This is a genomic window from Shewanella septentrionalis, assembly GCF_025370265.1.
In the GTDB taxonomy this organism is placed as follows: domain Bacteria; phylum Pseudomonadota; class Gammaproteobacteria; order Enterobacterales; family Shewanellaceae; genus Shewanella; species Shewanella hafniensis.
This window is the reverse complement of sequence record NZ_JAMTCC010000012.1, coordinates 64,973-87,690: the sequence shown is the minus strand read 5'-3', so window position 1 is coordinate 87,690 and position 22,718 is coordinate 64,973. Positions and strand designations below refer to the sequence as shown.

At 46.4% G+C, this 22,718-nt stretch carries 17 protein-coding genes; 9 read left to right on the top strand and 8 right to left on the bottom strand.

What is annotated here, in order from left to right; genetic code table 11:
* Window positions 1-11: 11 nt before the first annotated feature.
* The 3 genes from NE536_RS08965 to trhP all read right to left on the bottom strand — a co-directional run bounded on the left by NE536_RS08965 (window position 12) and on the right by trhP (window position 4,023).
* Window positions 12-1,901, bottom strand: coding sequence for a S8 family peptidase (locus NE536_RS08965; protein ID WP_261272473.1), 1,890 nt, complete (start codon window positions 1,899-1,901; stop codon window positions 12-14).
* Between the two features lie 498 nt (window positions 1,902-2,399).
* On the bottom strand, window positions 2,400-2,651 hold the full coding sequence (locus NE536_RS08960; protein ID WP_006082676.1) for a YfhL family 4Fe-4S dicluster ferredoxin: 252 nt from the start codon (window positions 2,649-2,651) through the stop codon (window positions 2,400-2,402).
* A gap of 4 nt (window positions 2,652-2,655) precedes the next feature.
* The gene (gene trhP, locus NE536_RS08955) at window positions 2,656-4,023 is read right to left on the bottom strand and encodes a prephenate-dependent tRNA uridine(34) hydroxylase TrhP (RefSeq protein WP_011847485.1); all 1,368 of its coding nucleotides are present in this window, start codon (window positions 4,021-4,023) and stop codon (window positions 2,656-2,658) included.
* A 340-nt stretch (window positions 4,024-4,363) separates the two neighbouring features.
* Between trhP and NE536_RS08950 the strand changes: the two genes are divergently transcribed.
* Together NE536_RS08950 and NE536_RS08945 are read left to right on the top strand one after the other, a co-directional pair.
* Entirely contained in the window at window positions 4,364-5,206 is an 843-nt protein-coding gene (locus tag NE536_RS08950; RefSeq protein ID WP_261272472.1) for an HDOD domain-containing protein, read from the top strand.
* A 93-nt stretch (window positions 5,207-5,299) separates the two neighbouring features.
* A complete protein-coding gene (locus NE536_RS08945; protein ID WP_261272471.1) occupies window positions 5,300-6,790 on the top strand; it encodes a putative bifunctional diguanylate cyclase/phosphodiesterase in 1,491 nt (496 codons plus the stop codon).
* A gap of 150 nt (window positions 6,791-6,940) precedes the next feature.
* Here NE536_RS08945 and NE536_RS08940 read toward each other — a convergent pair whose 3' ends face one another.
* The gene (locus NE536_RS08940) at window positions 6,941-7,372 is read right to left on the bottom strand and encodes a thioesterase family protein (protein WP_106651272.1); all 432 of its coding nucleotides are present in this window, start codon (window positions 7,370-7,372) and stop codon (window positions 6,941-6,943) included.
* 222 nt (window positions 7,373-7,594) lie between these two features.
* On the opposite strand from NE536_RS08940, the gene NE536_RS08935 reads away from it, so the two are divergent.
* Complete coding sequence (locus NE536_RS08935) at window positions 7,595-8,575, top strand: chemotaxis protein (protein WP_261272470.1); 981 nt, start codon at window positions 7,595-7,597, stop codon at window positions 8,573-8,575.
* A gap of 156 nt (window positions 8,576-8,731) precedes the next feature.
* Here NE536_RS08935 and NE536_RS08930 read toward each other — a convergent pair whose 3' ends face one another.
* On the bottom strand, window positions 8,732-9,988 hold the full coding sequence (locus NE536_RS08930; protein WP_106651270.1) for an adenylosuccinate synthase: 1,257 nt from the start codon (window positions 9,986-9,988) through the stop codon (window positions 8,732-8,734).
* Between the two features lie 140 nt (window positions 9,989-10,128).
* Between NE536_RS08930 and NE536_RS08925 the strand changes: the two genes are divergently transcribed.
* A complete protein-coding gene (locus tag NE536_RS08925; protein WP_220777574.1) occupies window positions 10,129-11,019 on the top strand; it encodes a LysR family transcriptional regulator in 891 nt (296 codons plus the stop codon).
* 3 nt (window positions 11,020-11,022) lie between these two features.
* Here NE536_RS08925 and NE536_RS08920 read toward each other — a convergent pair whose 3' ends face one another.
* Complete coding sequence (locus NE536_RS08920) at window positions 11,023-11,847, bottom strand: substrate-binding periplasmic protein (RefSeq protein ID WP_261272469.1); 825 nt, start codon at window positions 11,845-11,847, stop codon at window positions 11,023-11,025.
* Between the two features lie 294 nt (window positions 11,848-12,141).
* Window positions 12,142-12,576, bottom strand: coding sequence for a PACE efflux transporter (locus NE536_RS08915; protein WP_261272468.1), 435 nt, complete (start codon window positions 12,574-12,576; stop codon window positions 12,142-12,144).
* A 90-nt stretch (window positions 12,577-12,666) separates the two neighbouring features.
* Here NE536_RS08915 and NE536_RS08910 point away from each other — a divergent pair, with 90 nt between their 5' ends.
* Window positions 12,667-13,554, top strand: coding sequence for a LysR family transcriptional regulator (locus tag NE536_RS08910; RefSeq protein WP_261272467.1), 888 nt, complete (start codon window positions 12,667-12,669; stop codon window positions 13,552-13,554).
* 107 nt (window positions 13,555-13,661) lie between these two features.
* On the opposite strand, the gene NE536_RS08905 is transcribed toward NE536_RS08910, so the two are convergent.
* Window positions 13,662-14,285, bottom strand: coding sequence for a TetR/AcrR family transcriptional regulator (locus NE536_RS08905; protein WP_106651266.1), 624 nt, complete (start codon window positions 14,283-14,285; stop codon window positions 13,662-13,664).
* Window positions 14,286-14,678: 393 nt separating this feature from the next.
* Here NE536_RS08905 and NE536_RS08900 point away from each other — a divergent pair, with 393 nt between their 5' ends.
* From NE536_RS08900 to NE536_RS08885, 4 genes are all read left to right on the top strand, one after another.
* On the top strand, window positions 14,679-15,917 hold the full coding sequence (locus NE536_RS08900; protein WP_261272466.1) for an efflux RND transporter periplasmic adaptor subunit: 1,239 nt from the start codon (window positions 14,679-14,681) through the stop codon (window positions 15,915-15,917).
* 13 nt (window positions 15,918-15,930) lie between these two features.
* On the top strand, window positions 15,931-19,089 hold the full coding sequence (locus NE536_RS08895) for an efflux RND transporter permease subunit (protein ID WP_261272465.1): 3,159 nt from the start codon (window positions 15,931-15,933) through the stop codon (window positions 19,087-19,089).
* A 582-nt stretch (window positions 19,090-19,671) separates the two neighbouring features.
* Window positions 19,672-20,349 carry a methylamine utilization protein gene (locus NE536_RS08890; protein ID WP_071938367.1) on the top strand — a complete coding sequence of 226 codons (678 nt, stop codon included), beginning with the start codon at window positions 19,672-19,674 and terminating at the stop codon, window positions 20,347-20,349.
* A complete protein-coding gene (locus NE536_RS08885; protein ID WP_261272464.1) occupies window positions 20,339-22,645 on the top strand; it encodes a bifunctional diguanylate cyclase/phosphodiesterase in 2,307 nt (768 codons plus the stop codon). Before NE536_RS08890 ends, NE536_RS08885 begins: the two co-directional genes overlap by 11 nt.
* Window positions 22,646-22,718 lie beyond the last annotated feature (73 nt).

Genomic DNA, 22,718 nt, shown 5'->3' with positions numbered 1-22,718 from the left:
TGATTTACTCGCTAGTAGCTTGCACTCAGTTGAACGCCCGAGTAATTAGCATAACCACGTAACATCACATGGTAAGTTCCCGCTTGAGTCACGGTGATTGAACAGCTTTCATTGTTACCGTTTTTATAGGGACGACAATCATAGCTGGTGGTCGTTGGGACAGTCCCTGCTTTGACATACAGATCCACGTCTCCAGTCCCGCTACTGGTGGTAATATTGAGTTGGCTATTCGCTGGGACGACGATTTTATACAGGGTTTCAGTTCCCGTTGCTCCGCTTAAATTCGTGACGGGTACGCCATTGGTTAAGCAGTTCGTATCGGTACAATTTCCGCCGCCATTGAGGTTGTAGCTGGCTGTCAGCTGGGCGTTGGCATAATTGCTATAGCCTTGAACCATCACGTACCAACGACCCGCCGTAGGTGCAGTGAAATTACAGCTCTCATTGTTGCCATTTTGATATGGGCGGCATTGATAGCTGGTCGTAGTCGGTTTTTGTCCTTGGCTCACATAAATATCCGCATCGCCAGAGCCCCCCGCGAGGTTGATGCCTAAACTTGCCGCATTTGCGGGGACATCAATGTAGTAATAAGTTGCTGAACCTGTGGCTCCACTGATCGCGATACCCAGATTATTTTGCAGCGGAGTTTCGTCAACGGGGCAATTATTACCACAGCCACCATCATCGCTTGCAAGTGAAAACAGTAACTTATTCGGTGAGCCTGTCTTAGCATCTGTGACTTTGTCCGCAGTGGCGCGCGTCTTGAGTAAGTTAGTCACCTGTGCGGGGGAGAGGTTAGGATTTTCATCTAAGTATAATGCCGCGACGCCTGCCACATGGGGGGAAGCCATTGAGGTGCCACTAATGGTATTGGTCGCTGAATTTGAGGTATACCAAGAGGAAGTTATGCTCGAACCGGGCGCATAGATATCAAGGCAAGTCCCGTAGTTAGAAAAACTCGAGCGGGAATCGTTACTGGTGGTTGAACCGACAGTGATGGCATCTGCGGCACGAGCTGGGGAGTAGTTACAGGCATTACTATTATCATTGCCGGCTGCGACTACGAAGGTGATCCCTGCAGCTACGGCGGCATTGACGGCATCATCCGTGGCTTGGGAGGCGCCGCCTCCTAAACTCATGTTCGCGACAGCGGGGCCAGAAGCATTGTTTTTCACCCAGTTTATCCCTGCAATCACGCCAGAGTTACTGCCAGAACCTGAACAGTTAAGCACTCTGACACCCACCACATTGACGTTTTTTGCGACACCGTAGGTTGAGCCGCCAATCGTCCCGGCCACATGGGTACCATGACCGTTACAGTCAGTCGCATCGTAATCATTATCGATAAAGTCATAGCCACTGCTTGCGCGGCCGCCGAACTCATTGTGTGTATTTAGCACCCCAGTATCAATAACAAAGGCGGTCACACCTGATCCATCGTAATCCGTGTGATAGTTGTTATCCAATGGCAAGTTGCGTTGATCGATTCTGTCTATGCCCCAGGTCGGACTCGGTTGGTCCGCATTGGCTTCCATCATGGGCGTTACTGACATCACTTGATCTTGTTCCACGTACTTCACGTTTGGATCTTTAAGCAGTGCTTTAACTTGTTGGGCACTGGCATTGATGAGTACGCCATTGAGCACATTGCCAAAGTTTTTCATCACTCTGACATCATATTGATTGACTAAACTCTCGGCTTGTTGAACCGCGAATTCAGCTATGGTGTTGTTATTACTTAGATTAAGAACACTTGGGGTATTGAATACAACGATGTAAGTATCTTTGATGGCTTTAGATTGTGGGACACTTACCATAGTCGCTTGGTATTCATTAGCGTTAACAGGGAAGTAAGCAAGTCCCGTTGCGACTGCGACTGCTATTAAATGTTTCTTATGCATGTTGAACTCCATTTTCTTTTTATGTCTCCACGGACTTCGAGACATAATCCAATGTAGAAGGTATTTTCAACCTGCCCAGTTTAATGCTTAAGGCTTACCTCATTCATAAAGTTCAAATGTAACATTTGATTTACAATTTGTGCCTGAGTGAGTTTTTACTGGAATGATTTTTTAGTTGTACAAATAAGCGTCAAAATAATAACTCTCAGTCTATTAAAGTAACAATGTTTGTAAAAGTGGTGATTTTTCAAGCGACATTATGTCTTGAACTATAAATTGCGAAGAAGGGATAAATACCGTCTGTTAGTTTTTTGACAGGCAGAACTAAATCAAAGTCAGTCTAAAGTAGTGTTTCTAGTAAACCAGGAATGAATGCTCGGATTTATGCGCTTAAATAGTTTTGCATACTGTTTATATGCATGTCTGTTGAATTGTTTTAGGCGGGGATGAGGTAGATTTGACCGAGAGGTTAGATAACCACTCGGTCTGGCTAAGTGATTAAGCTTTTTGCGTTAACACGGCAAATTTCACTAACAGTTCGTCGTTGGACTCTACGCGGTTTGGATCTGGGTCGATGCAATCAATTGGGCAGACAGACACGCAAGTCGGTTTGTCGTAATGCCCCACACATTCGGTGCAGCGGTCGGGATCGATTTCATAGATCTCTTCGCCCATAGTGATGGCCTGATTAGGACACTCAGGCTCACACATGTCGCAGTTGATGCAGCTATCGTCGATCAGTAATGCCATGACCTTAACCTAGTTCATGTGGGTTGCGCGTATCCTGACCTTGGGGCAGGTTACGCAGCAAAATACCGTGGCTCAAATCGACTTCTTTTGGCACGGGCAGATACACAGTGTGTCCAGAACCTAAGCCCGCTGCAACCGCTTCAGCCTTGCGATTTTCAAGTTGTTCAATCGTCAGACTGATATTGCCCTGCGGCGTCATCAGCTCGACACTGTCGCCAACGGAAAACTTGTTCTTCACTTCGATTTCGGCCAGTCCTGCAAGGTTACGCTTACCCGTCAGTTCACCCACAAATTGTTGGGTGTCACTGACTGAGTAGCCATAGTCATAATTTTGATATTCATCATGCACATGGCGACGCAAAAAGCCTTCGGTATAACCACGGTGGGCTAGACCTTCTAATTGATTCATTAGGCTGCGGTCGAAATCTTTACCCGATGAAGCATCTTCAATCGCGCGGCGATACAACTGTGCGGTGCGGGCGACGTAATAGAAAGACTTAGTGCGGCCTTCAATTTTAAGTGAGTCTATACCCATTTTGGTCAGGCGCTCAACGTGTTGAATCGCACGTAAGTCCTTAGAGTTCATGATATAAGTACCATGCTCATCTTCAAAGGCTGGCATGTATTCGCCGGGACGATTGGCTTCCTGCAGTAGGTAGATTTGATCCGTGGGCGCACCCGCACCTAAAGTCGTCGGAGTTTCGATTTGTACTGCATTAGGCATGGCAATGATGTCGCCGCTGTCGTTTTGCTGCGCTTCGTGTACATCGTATTTCCAGCGACAAGCATTAGTACAAGTGCCTTGGTTTGGATCGCGTTTGTTGATATAACCCGAGAGCAAACAACGGCCTGAATATGCCATACACAGGGCGCCATGTACAAAGACTTCGAGTTCAATATCTGGGCAACGTTGACGAATTTCTTCGATTTCATCTAAGGATAATTCGCGCGACAGGATCACACGTTTAATCCCTTGGGTTTGCCAAAACTTGACCGAGGCCCAGTTGATGGCATTCGCCTGTACGGATAAATGCACCACTTGATCGGGAAACGCTTCACGTACCATCATGATTAAACCCGGATCGGACATGATCAGCGCGTCTGGCTTCATCGCCACTACGGGTTCCATGTCCTTGATATAGGTTTTTAGCTTGGCATTATGGGGTGCTATGTTGCTCACAACATACAGCTTTTTACCCAGCGCATGGGCTTCTTGTATGCCTGTGGCAAGGTTTTCCATTTTGAAGTCATTGTTACGTACCCTTAGGCTATATCTCGGCTGACCGGCATACACGGCATCTGCGCCATAGGCAAAGGCGTAGCGCATGTTCTTCAGGGTTCCAGCTGGAGACAGCAACTCAGGTTTAAACATAATCACTCTCAAATTGGTTAATTAATCGATGAATAAATGGCGCGGTGCGCGGGGGCGGGATTTTACACAATGAAAGTAGGGTTATGCAAATTGCCTTCACTAACTTTAGTGGTACTTCACATTTTACGAATATAGGGCGTTTAGCGTTAGCGAGCAGCGAGGAACATTTCAGCTCTGGTGATGATTACTGTAGAAGATTAAAGCCGATAATTAAGGCAAAATTGATAACGCAATCATACAATTTATTAACGTCCGTTGCTTTTTTCTACGTATCTAATGACAGCCAGCTGATATACTCCAACTATCCAATGTTCATGTTTACAGATTGATGGGAGCTAAGATGTCTACCGAACATCTACTGTTAGTCAGTTTATTAAAAAAACTAAAAGATGATGCCTTAGTGCTACCGACATTGCCTGAAGTGGCGATGCGGGTGCAAGAAGTGGTCGGACGCTCAGATACTAGCCTTAAACAAGTGGCAGAAGTGATCGGCCAAGATGCGGCGATTTCTGCCCGTATTATTAAGGTGGCCAATAGTGCCTTATACAGCCGAGGCGTCCCCGCTGAAAGCATTAATAGTGCGGTTTCACGCATTGGGTTAATTCAAATTAAGAGCATTGCAACGTCAGTGGCAATGGAGCAATTGTTCATTTCCACCAATGAAATGGTGTGGGAGGTCATGGATGAAGTGTGGCGCACCTCAATCGATGTGACCGCAGCCGCCTGTGCCATGTTGCAGATGTATAATAAACGCCATTCAACCAGTCGATTAAATTTTGATACCTTAACCTTAGCCGGACTCGTACATAACATTGGCGCTTTACCTGTGTTGACCGAAGCTGAGGCGCAGCCGCATTTATTTACCAGCATTGATCAATTACGCGCGCTCGTTCGTAAAATGCAGGGGCCTTTAGGTCGTGCTGTGTTAAAGAGTTGGGATTTTTCTACCGAAGTGATGGAAGTGGTTGAGCGCTGGGCCGATTTACCTTATCTGCCCGACCATGTTACTTACCTCGACTTTATCCGTGCAGCGGCCTTCTATACCGGTGAGCTACGGGCAGGTACAGAGTTAGAACAACGTCTTGGTGTATTTGTTGCCCGTGGTTTACCCGTGACAACCGATGATTTAGCCAGTGATGAATTTATGGAAAAATTCCATTCAATTAGAGAAAGTTACCAATAATCGTTAGGCCTAAATGGAACTCAAATGGCGCTTAGGCACTCAACTGCAGTGCCATTTGATAATAAGCTTACGCGGTAAAGCAGAGGCCAAGGTATGTTCGAAATCGGGTTAGTCGTTGCTTCGCTCATTTTATTGATATTTTCATTGTATATATTGCAGGCAAAATATAGGTCGCTACGGTCACAACAAAAGTTTTTAGCACAACTTTGTACCCAATTAGAGCAACAAAAGATTGAGCGCCAAGCTTTAGACATTGGCATTGTTCCCCAAGAGTTTGCACCTCTGTACCATACCTTAGATGAGTTATTGAAGGCCTTACCCGCAAGCGCAGGTAAAGATAAGTTGACTGGACTAGTGAATCGCGTCGGCCTTAAACGTACGCTGGCCTCTATGATGCCACTGACTCAAGGGACGCTAGTGCTGATTGATATTTATCGATTTCGCTATGTAAATGATCTCTTTGGGTTTGTATTTGGCGATATCTTGCTAAAGCAATTTGCAGAACGGTTAAACAGCTTAAGTTTATCTCCAAGATTAATCGCACGGCTCAATGGCGATGAGTTCTGCCTATATTACGAGCAAGCGTTGACTGAGGAGCAATTAGTCCATTTGAGAGGCCGCTTGCAGGTGCCTTTTAGCATTAAGAACACGCCAGTCAGCGTTAAACTTCAAATCGGTTGTGTGCATTTACATGAACACCACGCCGACACGAGCCAGATGTTACGTCGCGTCGATTTGGCGCTGAAGAAAGCCCGCCACTCTCGTAGTGCGATTGCTTACTATGCCGAGAATGATGATATTCAACAGTTAAGAGAACTGAGAATTATCGATAGCTTGCCCAAAGGCTTACAACGCAATCAAGTGTATATGGTGTATCAAGCGAAACAGGATATTGCGACGGGACGGTGTTTTCAGGTTGAAGCCTTGATGCGCTGGGAGCACGACGAGCTTGGGGTTATTTCTCCTGGCGAGTTTATCCCCTTAGCCGAATATGCTGGCATGATTGATTTAGTGAGCCAATGGGCACTCGACCAAGTGTTAGCGCAGCAGGCAAAATGGCGCGCGGCAGGAATACAATTGTGCGTCGCAGTCAATCTCTCTACACGGGATCTTGACAATGAAACCTTGCCTCAAGAAATTGCGGCGAGATTAGCTTATTACCAGCTTCCACCTGAATCTTTAATGATTGAAATTACCGAAAGTACTTTAATGGCGGATTTAACTAAGGCGGTCGAAACCTTAGATAAAATTCGTGCGTTAGGGGTTAGGCTCGCGATTGATGATTTTGGTACCGGTCATTCTTCATTGGCTTATTTGAAGCATCTACCCGTTAATGAAGTCAAAATCGATAAAGCCTTTTTAAAGGATCTCGAGCAAGATAAACCATCGGAATATATCCTCGAAGCCAGCATCAATATTGCTAAAAAATTAGGTTATGAAGTCACAGTCGAAGGGATCGAAACCCTTGAGATCAGAGATAGGCTGGTCGCTATGGGCGTCGATACCCTACAAGGTATGTATTACGCTAAACCTATGCGTGCCGCCGAACTTGAAATGAATTGGGCTAAGCTGCATCACATTTAAATCAGCCATTCATTAAACCAACTCTGAGTAATGTTAGACCCAGTAAATCCGACATCAATTAACGTTAGGGCAGCTTTAATGAGTCGTTGCTCGCCCCATTCCTACGGGGCTCTAACGATATTCATTATCACTTTAGTCAAATCGCCCGTATTAGTTTTGCACCTTTGAGGCAAAACCTTGGCTTAAAACAGCGATTAACTCCGCTGGCATAGGCGCTAATTGGCGAGCTTGATTCATACACACCATTTCAATGGTGGCGGTGACGGCAGGCTTTTTACCTTGTGGACGCCAAATCTCCTGCTGCCACACAGTGCGGTACTTACTTTCGAAGTAAAACTGAGTGCGCACATCGATAATATCGGCAAACTCCACCCCTTCATGGCACAGCATATCGCTACGATACACAGCAAAACCCAGCTGGTTTTGTTGCCACAAGGCACTTAAACGCTCCGCACCAATTACATGCTCACGGGCACGCTCGAAGTATTTCAAAAAGTTGGGGTGATACACCACGCCAGAAAAATCAGTATCTTCATAGTAGATTTGCACTGGAAAGGAAAAGGTCGGGCTAAATTGCGGCATGGGGTTAAGGTTATTCTAGGGAGTATTATGGCGCATTAGTTTAGCGGCTTATCTCTTTAAACAAAAGTAAGCCCGTGATCAATCTGTGAACAACTCATATTCAAGAAATATCACGCTAATCAGGCAGTAAAATCGCACTATCGTGCCTAACTCATTAATCCCTTCCTATACTGATAGCTGGAATACCTTTCTTATGTTGATTTGCTAGGTTGAGAGCTTCATATGAGCGAAATAAAAAAATCAGAAATATTGACCGAAAGTGGCACAAATGAACTCGAGATTATTGAGTTTCATCTGCATAAGGTTCTCCCTAACGGCGGCCATAAAGTCTGTCATTACGGGATCAATGTCGCCAAAGTGCGGGAAGTGATTAGGGTGCCAGAAACCTCCGACTATCCCAATGCACAACCGCATATGGTGGGGGTGTTCTCGTTGCGAGAAAAGCTAATCCCTTTAGTCGATCTTGCCGGTTGGCTAGGCATATCGACACCGGAGGATTTAACCCATAAGGTCGTTATCGTCACTGATTTTAATAAGATGATTAATGGCTTCTTAATCGATAGTGTTCGCAGCATTCATCGGGTGTCGTGGGAGCAAGTTGAATCGCCGAGTCAGTTTTTAGAAGCGGGTGAAAATGATTGTGTCGTTGCCGTGGTTCGCCGTGATGGCATGCTGATTATGATATTGGATTTTGAGAAAATCATTGCCGATATCAATCCCGAGCTGAGTATGGATAAGTACGATGTCACCCTCGACAGGAGCGTGCTGATTAATGACAAAATGCTGGCAAAACGTGAAGCGAAAACCATTCTGGTTGTCGATGACTCCGCTTTTATTCGCAAAATGATTGAAAATACGCTCCGCAGTGCAGGTTATAACATTATTACTGCTAAAGATGGTGGTGATGCGCTTGAAATGCTAATGGAATTTGAGAGTCTGGCTGAACAAGATAATGCCTCTATTTCAGACTTTGTCAGTGCTGTAATCACGGACGTTGAAATGCCTCGCATGGATGGGATGCATCTGGTTAAACGCTTAAGAGAATCCAAGGCATATCAACACATGCCGATTGTGATGTTTTCTTCCCTAATGAGCGAGGATAACCGTATAAAGGCAATAGCATTGGGGGCGAATGACACTATTACTAAACCCGAAATTGGCCGTATGGTCGGTATGATAGATAAATACGTATTTGAAGAGTAATGCCATTTCATTTAGCGGCAATATTTGAATATCAGAGAGTTAGTGCTCGATATATCAATTGCAGCGACTAAGGTCTGGCGTGATTTTTCAATGGTAAACATAAAAGTAAAAAGCCATATTCACTTAAGTCAATATGGCTTGGGGTAAACTTAGCGATTAGCGAATGATCATTTGATCGCGCTCAGGCCCAACAGAAACCATGCTAACGCGCACACCCATTAGGGCTTCAATACGTTCAACATAGTGCTGTGCGGCCACTGGCAGGCTCTCAAAAGTGCGACAACCGGTAATATCTTCGCTCCAGCTTGGCATTTGCTCATACACTGGGCTCAACGCGGCAGTTTGTGGCCAAATTGGGTTCTCAGTGTGCTCACCTTCATAGGCAACACAGATTTTCAGATCTTTCATGCCTGATAGGCAATCAATCTTAGTCAGGGCAATTTCAGTTGCCGCTTGCAGCTCAACACCATTACGGGTGGCAACAGCGTCAAAGTAACCCATGTCACGTGGACGGCCTGTGGTTGCACCAAACTCGTTGGCGTTTTCACGGAACGCGTCTTGCTCTTCCATTGCCGTCACTAACGTGCCTGTACCTACTGATGAGCTAAAGGCTTTCGCTACCGCAATTACGCGCTCTGGGCGTAGCGCAGGTAAACCACTACCGATACCTGCGTAAGCCGCAGTCACGTTTGATGAGGTGGTGTAAGGGTATTCGCCGTACACTAAGTCGCGGCCAGCACCTAATTGCGCTTCAAACAGTAAGCTTGCATCTTGTTTTTGTAATGCTTTTAATGGCTCAGTCACATTGCAAATAAATGGACGCCATGGCGCAGTCACTTCTAATAACCATGCAGTCATTTCAGCGGCAGTTTGATTAAAATCACAGCTTGGATAAAGTGCCTTTAATTGTGGCATTTTCCAGTCGAGCATAAATTGAATACGTTCTTGCAGCACTTCAGGTTGGTTTAACCAACCGACTAAAATGCCTTTTTTCATCACGCGATCACCATAGGCAGGTGCAATCCCTTGACGGGTTGAACCATAGGCTAAATCGCCAAGACGTTGTTCTTCTAAGGTATCTTCTAATGCATGTAAAGGTAAGCACAGGGTCGCACGGTCAGAAATGCATAATTTGACTTCAACACCTGTTGCTTGTACTTCAGCAATTTCAACGCTGAGCTTTTCTGGGCTGATCACCATGCCAGGGCCCAATACTGCAATGCAGTTAGGGTTGAAAATGCCACTCGGTAATTGGTGTAATTTAAAGGTGCCATAGTCGTTGACTACGGTATGTCCGGCGTTGTTACCGCCTTGAAAGCGAATACTGGCAGCGGCATCCGCGGCTAAATAATCTACGATGCGGCCTTTGCCTTCATCACCCCAATTTGCACCCACAACCACGATAGACGGCATAACATCATCTCCACATTGATTAAGACGCTATGCTAGACCCGTCATTTGAATAAGAGAAATTAATTATGGTTATCATCTCAATAAGGATTTCATATATCATTGGTGATAATTAACGCTAATACTCTGCAATAGGGGGTTTTATGCTCGATATAAATTGGTTAAAGACTTTTGTGACTTTGGCTGAACATAAGCATTTTGGCAAAGCGGCCACGGCGCTGCACATGACGCAGCCCAATGTTAGCTTGCATATTAAGCAGTTAGAGCAAAGCACTCGGGTCAAGTTGATTGATCGTAATCCCTTTCGATTAACGCAGGCAGGGTTTCGTCTGTTGGAGACGAGTCAAAAGACTTTGATGGAGCTACAAATCTGTCAGGCGGATCTCAATGCGATTAACGACCTTAGTCAGGGTACCTTGACCATCGCCGCCAGCGACATTATCTCGCGGTTATTGTTGATCCAGCCGTTTCAGCTCTTTAAGGCGGAGTTCCCTGGGATTGATTTCTCGCTGCTCAATACTACCTCATCCCAAGCTTCTGAGTTAGTGACCAATGCCGAGGCGGATTTAGGGTTTGTGATCGCGCAAAAGGAGAGTCAGCCACTGCATTTTACTGAACTACAACAGATTAAATGGTGTGCAATCGGGGACAATTTACAACAATGGCAACAGGCTACGCCTTCTGTAGATACGCCCTTAGCCGAGCAACCCACCTTAATTCTGCTGGGCCACGATACGCGAACTCGCGAATTGCTCGATCCCGCACTGCCGTCGCTGAATTTACCGAATTACAGAATTATGGAGGTGGGCAGTGTAGATGCGCAAATCGATTGGGCCGAGGCGGGGTTTGGGGTGGCGATAGTGCCGGAATTTTCGGTTTATACTAAGGCGAATTTGACCACTAAAGTGACTCCTCTGCCACAATTTCCTACAACCAGTTTGGGCTATATTGTGCGCCAGAATCAGATCCTGTCTAAGGCCATCAAGCAGCTATTATATTGGGTGAATCAAGAGATCATTCGCTCGCAGCGATAGGGATTAGTCAGCGACTAAGAGTAATTTTTCGTATTGGCCAGTGGCTTTTAGCTGTGATAAGCCCGCATCGAGTTGGGTCGCTAAGGTCTGTGCCTGTGGATTTTTCTTCGAGAAGGCCAAAAAAATATCGCTGCTATGGTTAGCAAATACAGGAATGACGTCATCATCTACGCCCATTTTTTTCAGGTTTTCTTTCGCGACTAAATCGAACATTAAGGCGGCATCTATGCGTCCAATCAACAATAAATTAATTAATTGCTGCTGATTAGCTACGGTGACGATATTGAGCTGTTGCTGTTTGACTAATTTGGGAAACTCATCGCCATATTCATAGCTTTTAATTACTCCAATAACCGCGCCTTTTGGTAGTGCCCATTTGTTGTCAGCCAATATAGGTTTTTGTTTCTTTTGATAAAATGATGCGGTAGCAACAAGCAGTGGGGTTTTGCCAAAGATAAAACGTTGCTCGGTGCTAATCTCGCGGGTGACATTAAATACCCCGTCTACTGCGCCTTTTTCTGCCATCATCAAGGCACGAGAATAGGGCACGACTAAGCTATTTACTTCAATATGCGACTGCTTAAAGGCGGCTTGAATTAAACGGTGGGAAATACCTTGGCCAAACTGATTGGCAAAGGGCGGCCAACTGTCTTCTGCAGCTAAGGTTATCGCCTGAGGCTGCGATTCTGAGGGCACGGCATTGCTTTCTTGGGCGAGTGCCATGTTGTAAACCATAGATGCGAGTAATAAAACGACGCCAAGTATTAATGCTGAGGGCAAATTTAATGCCTGCTGCATCCTGAGCCTCACTCTGTTCCCTACACGCATTTTGCTGCCATCTCCCTGCTTAATATATGGGCTTTTATAGCATAAAGAATTGTATCTAGACTAATGATTTGAATATTAATTACAGATAGTTAGTACTTTTGTGAAGTTTATAGGGTATTTCAGCAACCTCCATTTTCCGCTTTTAAGTGAGATTTTGCGCTGGGTAACGAATGAATTGACTTAGGATTCTGTTAAATAAAATAAAATCGATAAACCTCAAAACTGTCATCAAACGAACCGCTAAAGTGCTGAGTGAGGTTCGTTTGATGGTGATGTGTGTTGATGTTAGCAATACTATTTGGCCTTAGTGGCTGGCATAGTAAACCAAGTCTTATAGGGCTGATACTTGTCATAGCACCAATGGAATAGGGTGCTGTAGAAGAAGAAAAAGATCAAAAAAACCGCTTCTAAGCCCATAGCTGCCAACCAACCTATCTGTAGAAACCAAGCGATGGTCGGTATGCTAATGAAAATAAGTCCCCCTTCAAATCCAAAGGTATGCAGTATTCGGGTTTTTAAAGTGCGTTGCTCTCGATTTGCCCCAAATACCCTGTCGAATCCTAGGTTGTAGAAGTAGTTCCATACCACGGTATAAAGACTCAAAGCGATACCGACTATGACAAGCTCACTGGTTCCCTTGCCTGATATGAGGGCAGAAACCGGGATAATAATCGCGAGGGCAATTGCTTCAAAGAGTAAGGCGTTAAAGATACGTTCTGTCGTTTTCATGGCTATTTCCCATTCATTCAATGTGACTATGGCCATAATTTTATCTAGTATAGGGATAACTAATAGTTAGATAGTATCGGTAAAAGCGATATGTTTAGTCTCGAACAACTCGAAGCCTTTATGGAAACCGTAGAATCTGGTTCATTTTCGAATGCCGCAAGGCTACTTAAGAAAGCACAGTCCGTGATTAGCCAGCATGTGATGAATCTTGAAATTGACTGTGGAGTTGAGTTATTTGACCGTTCGGGTCGTTATCCGGTTTTAACGGCCGAAGGCAGTAAATTGCTGCCCTACGCAAGAGCGACGATTCTTCAACATCGTAGACTCAAACATACCGCCTTATCACTGTTCAGTAGCCAATTTTCAGAAGTGTGCCTTGCGGTGGATGAAGGCATTCCGATACAGAGAATATCGGAAATCATACGGTTGTTAGAAAGTGATTTTCCTAATATCGAACTCGAATTTCTCAGTGCCTCAAGCATAGATATTATCGACATGGTGCATTCGGGAAGAGCATCTACAGGACTGATTTTTAGCGAATTATCTATGCCAAGTAGTATCGATTTTGAGAGTATTGGTGTGATTGAATTCGATCTTTATGTGGCGAGTTCGCATCCCTTAGCGAAATCAGTTGCACCGAACATGGACTCATTGCGACTGTATCGACAATTATGCATCCGCTCACGTAATACTAAAACTAGCAGTTTTCAGCAGGCGTTCAGTCCTGATGTTTGGTATGCCGATAACTATTATGTGTTATTGGAGCTCGCATTACAGGGCCATGGTTGGTGTCTGTTGCCAGAGCACATGGCATCCACCTCAGTTTTATCGGGCAACTTGACTCGGGTCCCTATAGAGTTTGAGCAGATAGGCTGGTATGCAAACGTTGATGTGATCCAGCATCAAGATAAAAGCAGCCTGCCATTGTTGAAACGACTCAGACAACTGTTTAGAGAACTCTTGGTTGTGCACAAGTAAATGGTTGGACAGAAATAAAGCAAAGCATAAATAAAACCCCAGTAAGTGAGGACTCGACTGGGGTTATTGTTTGTGCACATCAGGATTTATGCATTAGGATTTATGGTTCAGGACTCATCATTGCGCGGAAAGTTAGCCAGCACTAGCTCGGCCACTTTGCGCAATTCATCCGGACAAATCCCACTGGTTGCTTGTACCGCCATGCCTTGCAACACAGTGCCGACATAACGGGCAAGCAGCAAGGGATCGGCGTCATAGGGCAAATCCCCTTCATCTTTGGCGCGTTGCAGTCGTTCGCACAGGGCGATTTCACCGTCGCGGCGACGATTAATCAAAGTGTCTTTAATCGCTTGCCCTGCTTCACTGCAGGTTAATGCCCCTTGAACAATCAAACATCCCTGCGGATGGCTTTTATCCACCAAAGAGCTCGCGGCCCCGAGCAGCATTGACTCGACCACCAGATAGGCGGTTTTCTGCTCAAGTGCGGGATAGAAAAACGCACAGGGGCGTTGTTCATATAATTCTATCGCTTTGAGAAATAACTGTTCTTTATTGCCGAAGGCGGCATAAAGGCTTGGCTTATTAATGCCCATAGCTTGGGTTAAATCGGTTAACGACGTACCTTCAAAACCTTTGCGCCAAAAGACTTCTAAGGCTTTGGCTAATGCATCGTCAGTGTCGAAGGCACGTGGGCGACCTACACAGGGCGTCGGGGTGACGGTTGACATCATTAGGCTCCTCAATTCTCAATTGCCCCTAGGATAGACATGGGTTTAGTCCGTGTCCAGCCACACTTGCTGACTGATGACTGACTAAGGGGATCTGTCTACTTAGTCATTCAAGCTGTCACCTAAGTTCAGCATTCAATCCGTGTCAGTCAGCGTTCGCCTCAATATTCATAAAAATGCGTTGAAGATCAAACTTGTGGCTTACCGCCTAAGGGCGCATTGCAAAGTGAAGGTTAGTGCGCGCCTTTAATTTAATACCAATCGGTACATAAATTTGTTGACAGAGTCATTTTACGCTATATATTACCGTTCAGTACAGAATATTTTTTACCAGTCGGTATTTAAATGTGTGTGGTTCGAACAGCGTGACATGCCCGCCACTTTGAGGATAGTAATATGAAGAGCAATAAACCCTTACGAATAATGATGTTAACGGCTGTGGCCGCTTTCGTTCTTTCTGCTTGTGGTGAGCAAACAGCGCAGCAGGGGCCAGCACCGAGTGCGCCTATGGTGGATGTCGCTCAAGTATTGCATGAGCGAGTGACCGAATGGGACGAGTTTACCGGCCGTTTACAGGCGCCAGAAAGTGTCACCCTTATCCCACGTGTATCTGGATATATTGACTCAGTGAATTTTAAAGAAGGCGCCTTAGTGAAAAAAGGCGAGGTGTTATTCCGCATCGATCCCAGTGTTTTTGAAGCGGAAGTGGCCCGGTTAAAAGCAGATCTTGCTAGCGCACTCTCTGCTGAGCAACTGGCCACCAATGACTTCGAACGAGCCCATAAATTGTTTGACCAAAAAGCGGTATCCGCCGAGTTACTCGATACCCGTGAGTCGAACAAACGTCAGACCGCGGCAGCAGTGACTTCGGTGAAAGCGGCGCTGATGCGCGCCGAGCTTGATTTAGCTTATACCCAAGTGCAAGCACCGATTGATGGCCGCGTGTCCTACGCGAATGTCACCGCGGGCAATTATGTCACCGCAGGGCAGAGTGTGCTGACTAGCTTAGTCTCTACCGCCAGCATGTATGCCTATTTCGATGTGGATGAGCAAACCTACCTTAAATACGTGAAATTAACGGCCGAGAAGAAACGTAATGATCCCCGCGCTGGCGACAACCCTGTGTACATGGCCTTAGCCAATGAGCGTGATTATCAACATATCGGCATGGTCGACTTTGTGGATAATGCGATGGATAAACAGACCGGTACCATTCGCGTGAGAGCCTCTTTTGACAATGAAGACAATAGCTTATTGCCTGGATTGTTTGCTCGTCTTCGCACCGCAGGTAGTGGCGCTTATGAAGGTATCTTGATTGACGATAAAGCCGTTGGCACAGATCTGAATAATAAGTTTGTGTTAGTGGTGGGCGCCGATGGTTTAGTTGAATATCGCGGCGTGACCTTAGGCGAAAAAGTCCAAGGACTGCGCATCGTGACCCAAGGTTTGATGGCCGAAGATAAGATCGTCGTCAACGGTATGCAGCGCGTGCGTCCTAAGATGCAAATTGATCCGCACATGGTTGAAATGGTTGATAGCGACAAGCTCGAAGCATTACGCCAAGCCCAGTTAATCCTAGATAAAAACCAAGATACTTTGACGGCGCAAGCGGTCGAAACGGCTAGCCGCGGTTAAGGAATAGAACACCATGTTATCGCAGTTTTTTATTAAAAGACCGATATTTGCAGCCGTACTCTCACTGCTGTTTTTTATCACAGGGGCGATTGCTGTTTGGCAACTGCCGATCACTGAATACCCTGAAGTTGTGCCGCCCACAGTCGTGGTGACCGCTAACTACCCAGGCGCTAACCCTAAAGTGATTGCCGAAACCGTGGCTTCGCCGCTGGAGCAGGAAATCAACGGCGTCGAAGACATGTTGTACATGTCATCGCAAGTGACGTCCGATGGACGCATGACCTTGACCATCACCTTTGCCATTGGCACGGATGTGGACAGGGCGCAAACCCAAGTGCAGAGCCGAGTCGATCGCGCTATGCCGCGTCTGCCACAGGAAGTGCAACGCTTAGGCATAGTCACCGAAAAGTCATCGCCGGACCTCACCATGGTGGTGCATTTGCTGTCACCGGATAACCGTTATGACATGTTGTATTTGTCTAACTATGCGGCGCTGAACGTTAAAGATGAGCTCGCACGGATTAAAGGTGTGGGCGCGGTACGCTTGTTTGGCGCTGGGGAATACAGCCTGCGTATTTGGCTCGACCCGAATAAAGTCTCGGCGCTGGGTTTATCACCTGCGGACATTATTGCTGCCGTGCGTGAGCAAAACCAACAGGCGGCAGCGGGCAGTTTAGGTGCTCAGCCAAGTGGTAGTGCTGACTTCCAACTCTTAATTAACGTGAAAGGCCGTTTAACTGAACTGTCTGAATTTGAAGATATCATCATCAAAGTCGGTCAAAACGGTGAAGTGAATCGTTTGAAGGATGTAGCTCGTATCGAGCTGGGTGCGACAAGCTATGCGCTGCGCTCACTGCTGGATAACAAAGATGCCGTGGCGATTCCTGTGTTCCAAGCATCGGGTTCAAATGCGATTCAGATTTCCGATGATGTGCGCGCCAAAATGGCTGAATTGTCTAAAGGATTCCCCGAAGGATTAACGTACGAAATCGTTTACGACCCAACCGTGTTCGTGCGCGGCTCGATTGAGGCGGTGATGAAAACCTTGCTTGAAGCCGTGTTGCTGGTGGTGTTAGTGGTAGTGCTGTTCTTGCAAACGTGGCGCGCCTCAATTATTCCGCTGGTGGCTGTGCCTGTATCGTTAGTTGGTACCTTTGCCTTTATGCATTTGCTCGGCTTCTCGCTTAACGCACTGTCGCTGTTTGGACTCGTGCTCGCCATCGGGATTGTGGTGGACGATGCAATTGTGGTGGTCGAAAACGTCGAGCGTAATATTGCCGCTGGTTTAAGCCCTGTTGCGGCAACGCAAAAGGCGATGAAAGAAGTGACTGGCCCGATTGTGGCAACCACCTTAGTGCTAGCGGCGGTGTTTATTCCTACGGCGTTTATGAGTGGTTTAACCGGGCAGTTTTATAAACAGTTTGCCTTGACTATCACTATTTCGACCTTTATCTCGGCGATTAACTCACTCACTTTGAGTCCGGCATTGTCCGCATTATTGCTCAAGAGTCATGATGCGCCGAAGGATGGTTTAACCCGTCTGATGGACAAGTTGCTCGGTGGTTGGTTGTTCATGCCTTTTAACCGCTTATTTAGCCGTGCATCCGATGGCTATGGTTGGTTAGTGCGTAAAGTGATCCGTTTTGGTGGCATTATCGGCCTAGTGTATTTAGGCATGGTAGCGTTAACGGGCGTGCAATTTGCTCATACACCAACGGGTTATGTACCGGGTCAAGATAAACAGTATTTAGTGGCGTTTGCTCAGTTGCCCGATGCGGCATCCCTCGAACGTACCGATACCGTGATCAAAAAGATGTCTGAGATTGCCCTTAATCACCCTGGTGTGGCGCACTCGATTGCCTTCCCAGGCCTTAGCATCAACGGTTTTACTAATAGTCCTAACTCAGGCGTGGTGTTTGTCGCGCTTGATGATTTTGAATTGCGTAAGAGTCCAGCGCTGTCGGCGAATGCCATTGCTGGACAATTGAATAAAGAGTTTGCTGGTATTCAAGACGCATTTATTGCCATCTTCCCGCCGCCACCTGTGCAAGGCCTCGGCACTATAGGAGGGTTCCGTCTGCAAATTCAAGACAGAGCCAACCTTGGTTATGAGGCCTTGTATCAGGTGACCCAACAAGTGATGTACAAGGCGTGGGCCGATCCTCAGTTAGCCGGAATTTTCTCTAGCTATCAGGTGAACGTGCCACAACTTGAACTGGATATTGATCGAACTAAAGCGAAACAGCAGGCAGTGTCGCTCGATCAAATCTTCCAGACATTACAAACCTATATGGGCTCGACCTATGTCAACGATTTCAATCGTTTCGGTCGAACCTATCAGGTGAATATGCAAGCCGATGAGGCGTTCCGTCAAAGCCCGCAGCAGATAAGTCAGCTGAAGGTGCCGAATCTGAATGGTGATATGATCCCGCTAGGGTCGTTTATCAACGTCAGCCAAAGCTCAGGCCCAGACAGAGTGATGCACTATAACGGCTTTACGACCGCTGAAATCAACGGTGGCCCAGCAGCTGGTGTGAGTACTGGCCAAGCGCAGGCAGCGATTGAGAAAATCCTCGCCGAAACGCTGCCAAACGGTATGACCTACGAGTGGACTGAGCTGACCTATCAGCAAATCTTAGCAGGCAATACGGGCTTGTTAGTCTTCCCGCTGGTGATCTTGCTGGTGTTCATGGTGCTCGCAGCCCAGTACGAGAGCTTAAGCTTGCCATTGGCGATTATCTTAATCATTCCAATGACCTTGCTCTCAGCCCTAAGTGGAGTGTTAATTTACGGTGGTGACAACAATATCTTCACCCAAATTGGCCTGATAGTGCTGGTGGGACTCGCGACCAAGAATGCTATCTTGATTGTCGAGTTCGCAAAAGAGAAACAAGATCACGGTATGGCACCTATGGATGCGATATTAGAGGCAGCAAGATTACGTTTACGTCCTATCTTGATGACTTCCATCGCTTTTATTATGGGAGTCGTGCCTATGGTGTTCTCCACTGGCGCAGGCGCCGAGATGCGTCAAGCCATGGGCGTTGCAGTATTCGCCGGTATGATTGGGGTGACAGTGTTCGGCCTTATCCTAACGCCTTTGTTCTACTACGCACTGGCAAAGCGAGGCAGTAAAAAAGCCGAAGAGCAAAAAGAGCTAACCGTCAGTTAAGCTTGTTTCCCGCGATGGATAAATGTGTACAAAAGGCCTACATCAAGTAGGCCATTTTTGTTTGTTCGCGGCGAAAAATATGAAACCTGACTATCTTTAGTTGGGATAAGTTGAGATTAGATTGCCGGTAAAGTTTCAGTCAAAGATGGATAGAGTCAGAAGCATATGGGCTTGCTTTAATTGCCGATGAACAACAAAAAGTCATTTGCCAGATCAGTGTGTTAGTTATATTGCTTATTGTTCATGGCGGGCCTATGTTGGCTAGATTCAACTGTTTTATTCAGGCAATGAGCTCGCAGTGATATTTGAGCTCAGTAAGCGCCATAACTGATTTATACGCTTGTGGTTATCCGTGCTTGAAATGTGTATATGATGTTGTTTATCCATTATTTGTGGTCACTTTCATGCGTAATGGCAGTTGGACGATTAGAATGATTACTGTTTTGGCGCTCTTCTATAGGTTCCAATGGAATATTCGATATATTAGTGATGTACAATGCCAGACGAATAAAAATAGTTTGTTTTACGCCGTACTCAGCTAAGGTACTTGTTGACCTTGCATCACTATGCCCGAGGTAACTGATGATCTTAAATCGCGCTTTATTTGCTCTAGTTCTGAGTGTTTCTGCCTCTCTGACGCCTCAAGTCATGGCCGCTGAGCTCAATATTAAGCTGGTGGATTTACAGCAGCAGGCGATTGCCGATACTGTCGTGGAGTTGATCCCAGCAGTGATGCCCGATAAGGCTATGCCTGTTGGACATTATGAAATGTCACAAAAAAATCGAACCTTTATCCCTTTTGTGTTGGCGGTCCCTAAGGGCGCCAAGGTGGATTTTCCTAATCTAGATCGCACTCGTCACCATGTGTATTCCTTTTCCGAGGCGAAACCTTTCGAACTTAAACTGTATGTGGGCCAAGCCGAAGCGCCGATTCAGTTCGATAAACCCGGTTTAGTCGCACTTGGCTGCAATATTCACGATTATATGCAGGCATTTATCTATGTTGCGGATAGCCCAATTGTTGCGGTGACGGACGAAAAAGGTGAGATCCAGTTTAAGGATCTTACGGCCGGTCAATATAAAGTCAAACTCTGGCATCCATGGCAGAAGGCGGCCTCCGAGCCGACTGAGCTAATGCTAACTACTGGCGCGAATCAACTCAGTTTGTCCTTAGACATTGAGCGCCAAGCTAAACCGTCAGCCCCGCCATCGGGATTTGGCCACTACGATGCTCAAGGCAAGCCATTACATGCTAAATAGTTTTCGCGCACGGCTGATTTTAGTTTTCTTTATTGTGCTGACTCTAGTGCAGTTTGCCACGGCATTTTCCGTATTGACGGCGACCGAAAGGGACAACTTTTTACAGCAACAGAAAAGCCTCGATATTGGTGCCAATGTGTTTCTCGAAGTCCTTTCGAATCGCGGTATTCAGCTCAGCCAAAGTTTGTCTGTGCTCAGTGCCGATTTTGGTTTTAAGCGCGCGATTGCCACCGGCGAGCAAGAAACCATTGAGTCAGTGTTATCTAATCACGGCTCTCGTATCGGCGCCGACGCTGCAGTATTATTGTCTCCAAAAGGAGAGCTCTTGACCTCGAGTCTGCCCGGACTCACTCAGGATGACATTCAATCCTTATTCGATATGACCACCAGCAATAACAATGCTTTAGCTATCCTCAATTTTGATCATGCCAGCTATCAGTTTGTGTTGCAGCCCGTGAAGGCGCCGACCTTGATTGCTTGGGTCGGAATGGGGTTCCTATTGGATGAGAAAGTCGCCCAACAAGCTAAAGCCATTACCGGTATCGATGTGAGCTTTGTCAATCAAGCCACGGGTCGCACCGAAATCGCGTCAACCTTATCCGACGATGAAAAGCGCAGTGTGGTAGAGCAGGCGAGCCTATTCCCCAGCCTACTGAAAATGCCCAGTGAGAACATTCCCGTGGATTATCTGTCCATGGCGATCAAACTTTATGATCATAACGGCAGCCAATTAGCCCTACTGCATCAGTCAAACCTCAAGTGGCAGCAAAGTTATCAGCATCTACGCAATAATATGTTGCTGATTTTTGCCTTGACCTTAGCGCTGGCGATTGTGATTGCGATTTGGTTGTCGGGCAGTTTGACTGAGCCCGTTCATCAACTGGTAACTTATGCCCGTAAAATTGGTCAAGGTAAGCAGCCAGGCAGTATTCAAGGTGCGCCAGCAGAACTGCGGGTGTTGGCCAAAAGTTTGTCCTTGATGCGCGACGATATTGAAGCGCGGGAAAAGGATTTAGTCTATCAATCCCGCCACGACAGTTTGACGGGATTGCTCAATCGTTTTGCGGCAAAACAGCATTTAGCGGATCTTAAAAATGAGCTATCCGGCGCTATGGTATTGCTGGATATTAAACATTTTCGCCATATCAACGACATTATCGGTTTTGCCAACGCCGATACCTTGTTGGTGCTTTTTGCCCGCCGTTTAGAGCAATTAGCCCCCACACCGGATTTACTCGCGCGATTAGACGGCGACTCTTTTTTACTCCTGTATAGCCAAGGGATTCGTCCCGAACATTTGCTGAAGTCATTGGATATGTTGGAGTCGCCATTTCCAATCCAAGGCTCAAATATTTCTCTTACCGTGCGGGCGGGATTACTGGAAATCGATGGCAACGGTGCCGATATCGATGTGTTAGTGCGCCGCGCCGAAATCGCCCTCAATCAAGCCTGTCTCGAGGAGCAACGCATCGTCAGTTATCGTCAGGGTGCCGATGAGAAATACCAGCGTGAGCTGACTATTATCCGCGATTTACCCATAGGTTTGGCGCAAAACCAACTCTATCTCGTGTTTCAACCTAAGGTGGATTTACACTTAAATCAGTGTACTGGCGCCGAGGCACTGATCCGCTGGCAGCATCCAACCTTAGGGTTTATTCCGCCCGATGAGTTTATTCAACTCGCTGAAAATTCAGGCAACATTGATATCGTCAGCCAATGGGTGTTGAAGCAGGCGATTAAACAATTAGTCGCATGGCAGCAGCGAGGTATGCAGCTAAAACTGGCCATTAACCTGTCGGCCCATGATTTAGTCGATACCCGTTTGCCGAATCAAATTGCTAGTTTATTAAAAGATAATAATCTGCCAAGCGGCGCACTCTGCATCGAAGTTACCGAAGGCGCTGTGATGAAAGATGCACAAACTGTGGTGAGCGTATTGCAGCGATTCCGTGACATGGGTGTATCCGTCGCCATCGATGACTTTGGCACAGGGCATTCATCCTTAGCTTATTTGAAAATTTTGCCCGTCAATGAAGTGAAGATTGATCGTAGCTTTATCAAAGACATGCTCACGAATAGCCAAGATGTGATGATAGTGAACACAAGCATTCAGTTGATCCACGGCCTAGGTTTTACCGTTGTGGCTGAAGGGGTTGAGGAACCAGAAGGCGTTGAAATCCTGCGTAACCTCAATTGCGACATCATCCAAGGCTATGTGTTTTCAAAACCCTTAAAAGCGGCTGAATTTGATCTGTGGTTTGAAGCGTTTAACCATGCAAATCCCTCAGACACATAAGTTAATTTGCCCAAGACAGCGCACAAAAGGCGTTAAAATTAGACGTCTTCGAAAGAATATAGCGGAGTAGCGA

Bases quoted from the DNA above. Each gene is read 5' to 3' on its own strand.
- NE536_RS08940 (WP_106651272.1), bottom strand. From the start codon at position 7,372: ATGCCGCAATTTAGCCCGACCTTTTCCTTTCCAGTGCAAATCTACTAT.
- NE536_RS08915 (WP_261272468.1), bottom strand. From the start codon at position 12,576: ATGAAAACGACAGAACGTATCTTTAACGCCTTACTCTTTGAAGCAATT.
- NE536_RS08905 (WP_106651266.1), bottom strand. From the start codon at position 14,285: ATGATGTCAACCGTCACCCCGACGCCCTGTGTAGGTCGCCCACGTGCC.
- NE536_RS08960 (WP_006082676.1), bottom strand. From the start codon at position 2,651: ATGGCATTACTGATCGACGATAGCTGCATCAACTGCGACATGTGTGAG.
- trhP (WP_011847485.1), bottom strand. From the start codon at position 4,023: ATGTTTAAACCTGAGTTGCTGTCTCCAGCTGGAACCCTGAAGAACATG.
- NE536_RS08935 (WP_261272470.1), top strand. From the start codon at position 7,595: ATGAGCGAAATAAAAAAATCAGAAATATTGACCGAAAGTGGCACAAAT.
- NE536_RS08895 (WP_261272465.1), top strand. From the start codon at position 15,931: ATGTTATCGCAGTTTTTTATTAAAAGACCGATATTTGCAGCCGTACTC.
- NE536_RS08920 (WP_261272469.1), bottom strand. From the start codon at position 11,847: ATGCGTGTAGGGAACAGAGTGAGGCTCAGGATGCAGCAGGCATTAAAT.
- NE536_RS08910 (WP_261272467.1), top strand. From the start codon at position 12,667: ATGTTTAGTCTCGAACAACTCGAAGCCTTTATGGAAACCGTAGAATCT.
- NE536_RS08925 (WP_220777574.1), top strand. From the start codon at position 10,129: ATGCTCGATATAAATTGGTTAAAGACTTTTGTGACTTTGGCTGAACAT.
- NE536_RS08890 (WP_071938367.1), top strand. From the start codon at position 19,672: ATGATCTTAAATCGCGCTTTATTTGCTCTAGTTCTGAGTGTTTCTGCC.
- NE536_RS08945 (WP_261272471.1), top strand. From the start codon at position 5,300: ATGTTCGAAATCGGGTTAGTCGTTGCTTCGCTCATTTTATTGATATTT.
- NE536_RS08965 (WP_261272473.1), bottom strand. From the start codon at position 1,901: ATGCATAAGAAACATTTAATAGCAGTCGCAGTCGCAACGGGACTTGCT.
- NE536_RS08900 (WP_261272466.1), top strand. From the start codon at position 14,679: ATGAAGAGCAATAAACCCTTACGAATAATGATGTTAACGGCTGTGGCC.
- NE536_RS08950 (WP_261272472.1), top strand. From the start codon at position 4,364: ATGTCTACCGAACATCTACTGTTAGTCAGTTTATTAAAAAAACTAAAA.
- NE536_RS08930 (WP_106651270.1), bottom strand. From the start codon at position 9,988: ATGCCGTCTATCGTGGTTGTGGGTGCAAATTGGGGTGATGAAGGCAAA.
- NE536_RS08885 (WP_261272464.1), top strand. From the start codon at position 20,339: ATGCTAAATAGTTTTCGCGCACGGCTGATTTTAGTTTTCTTTATTGTG.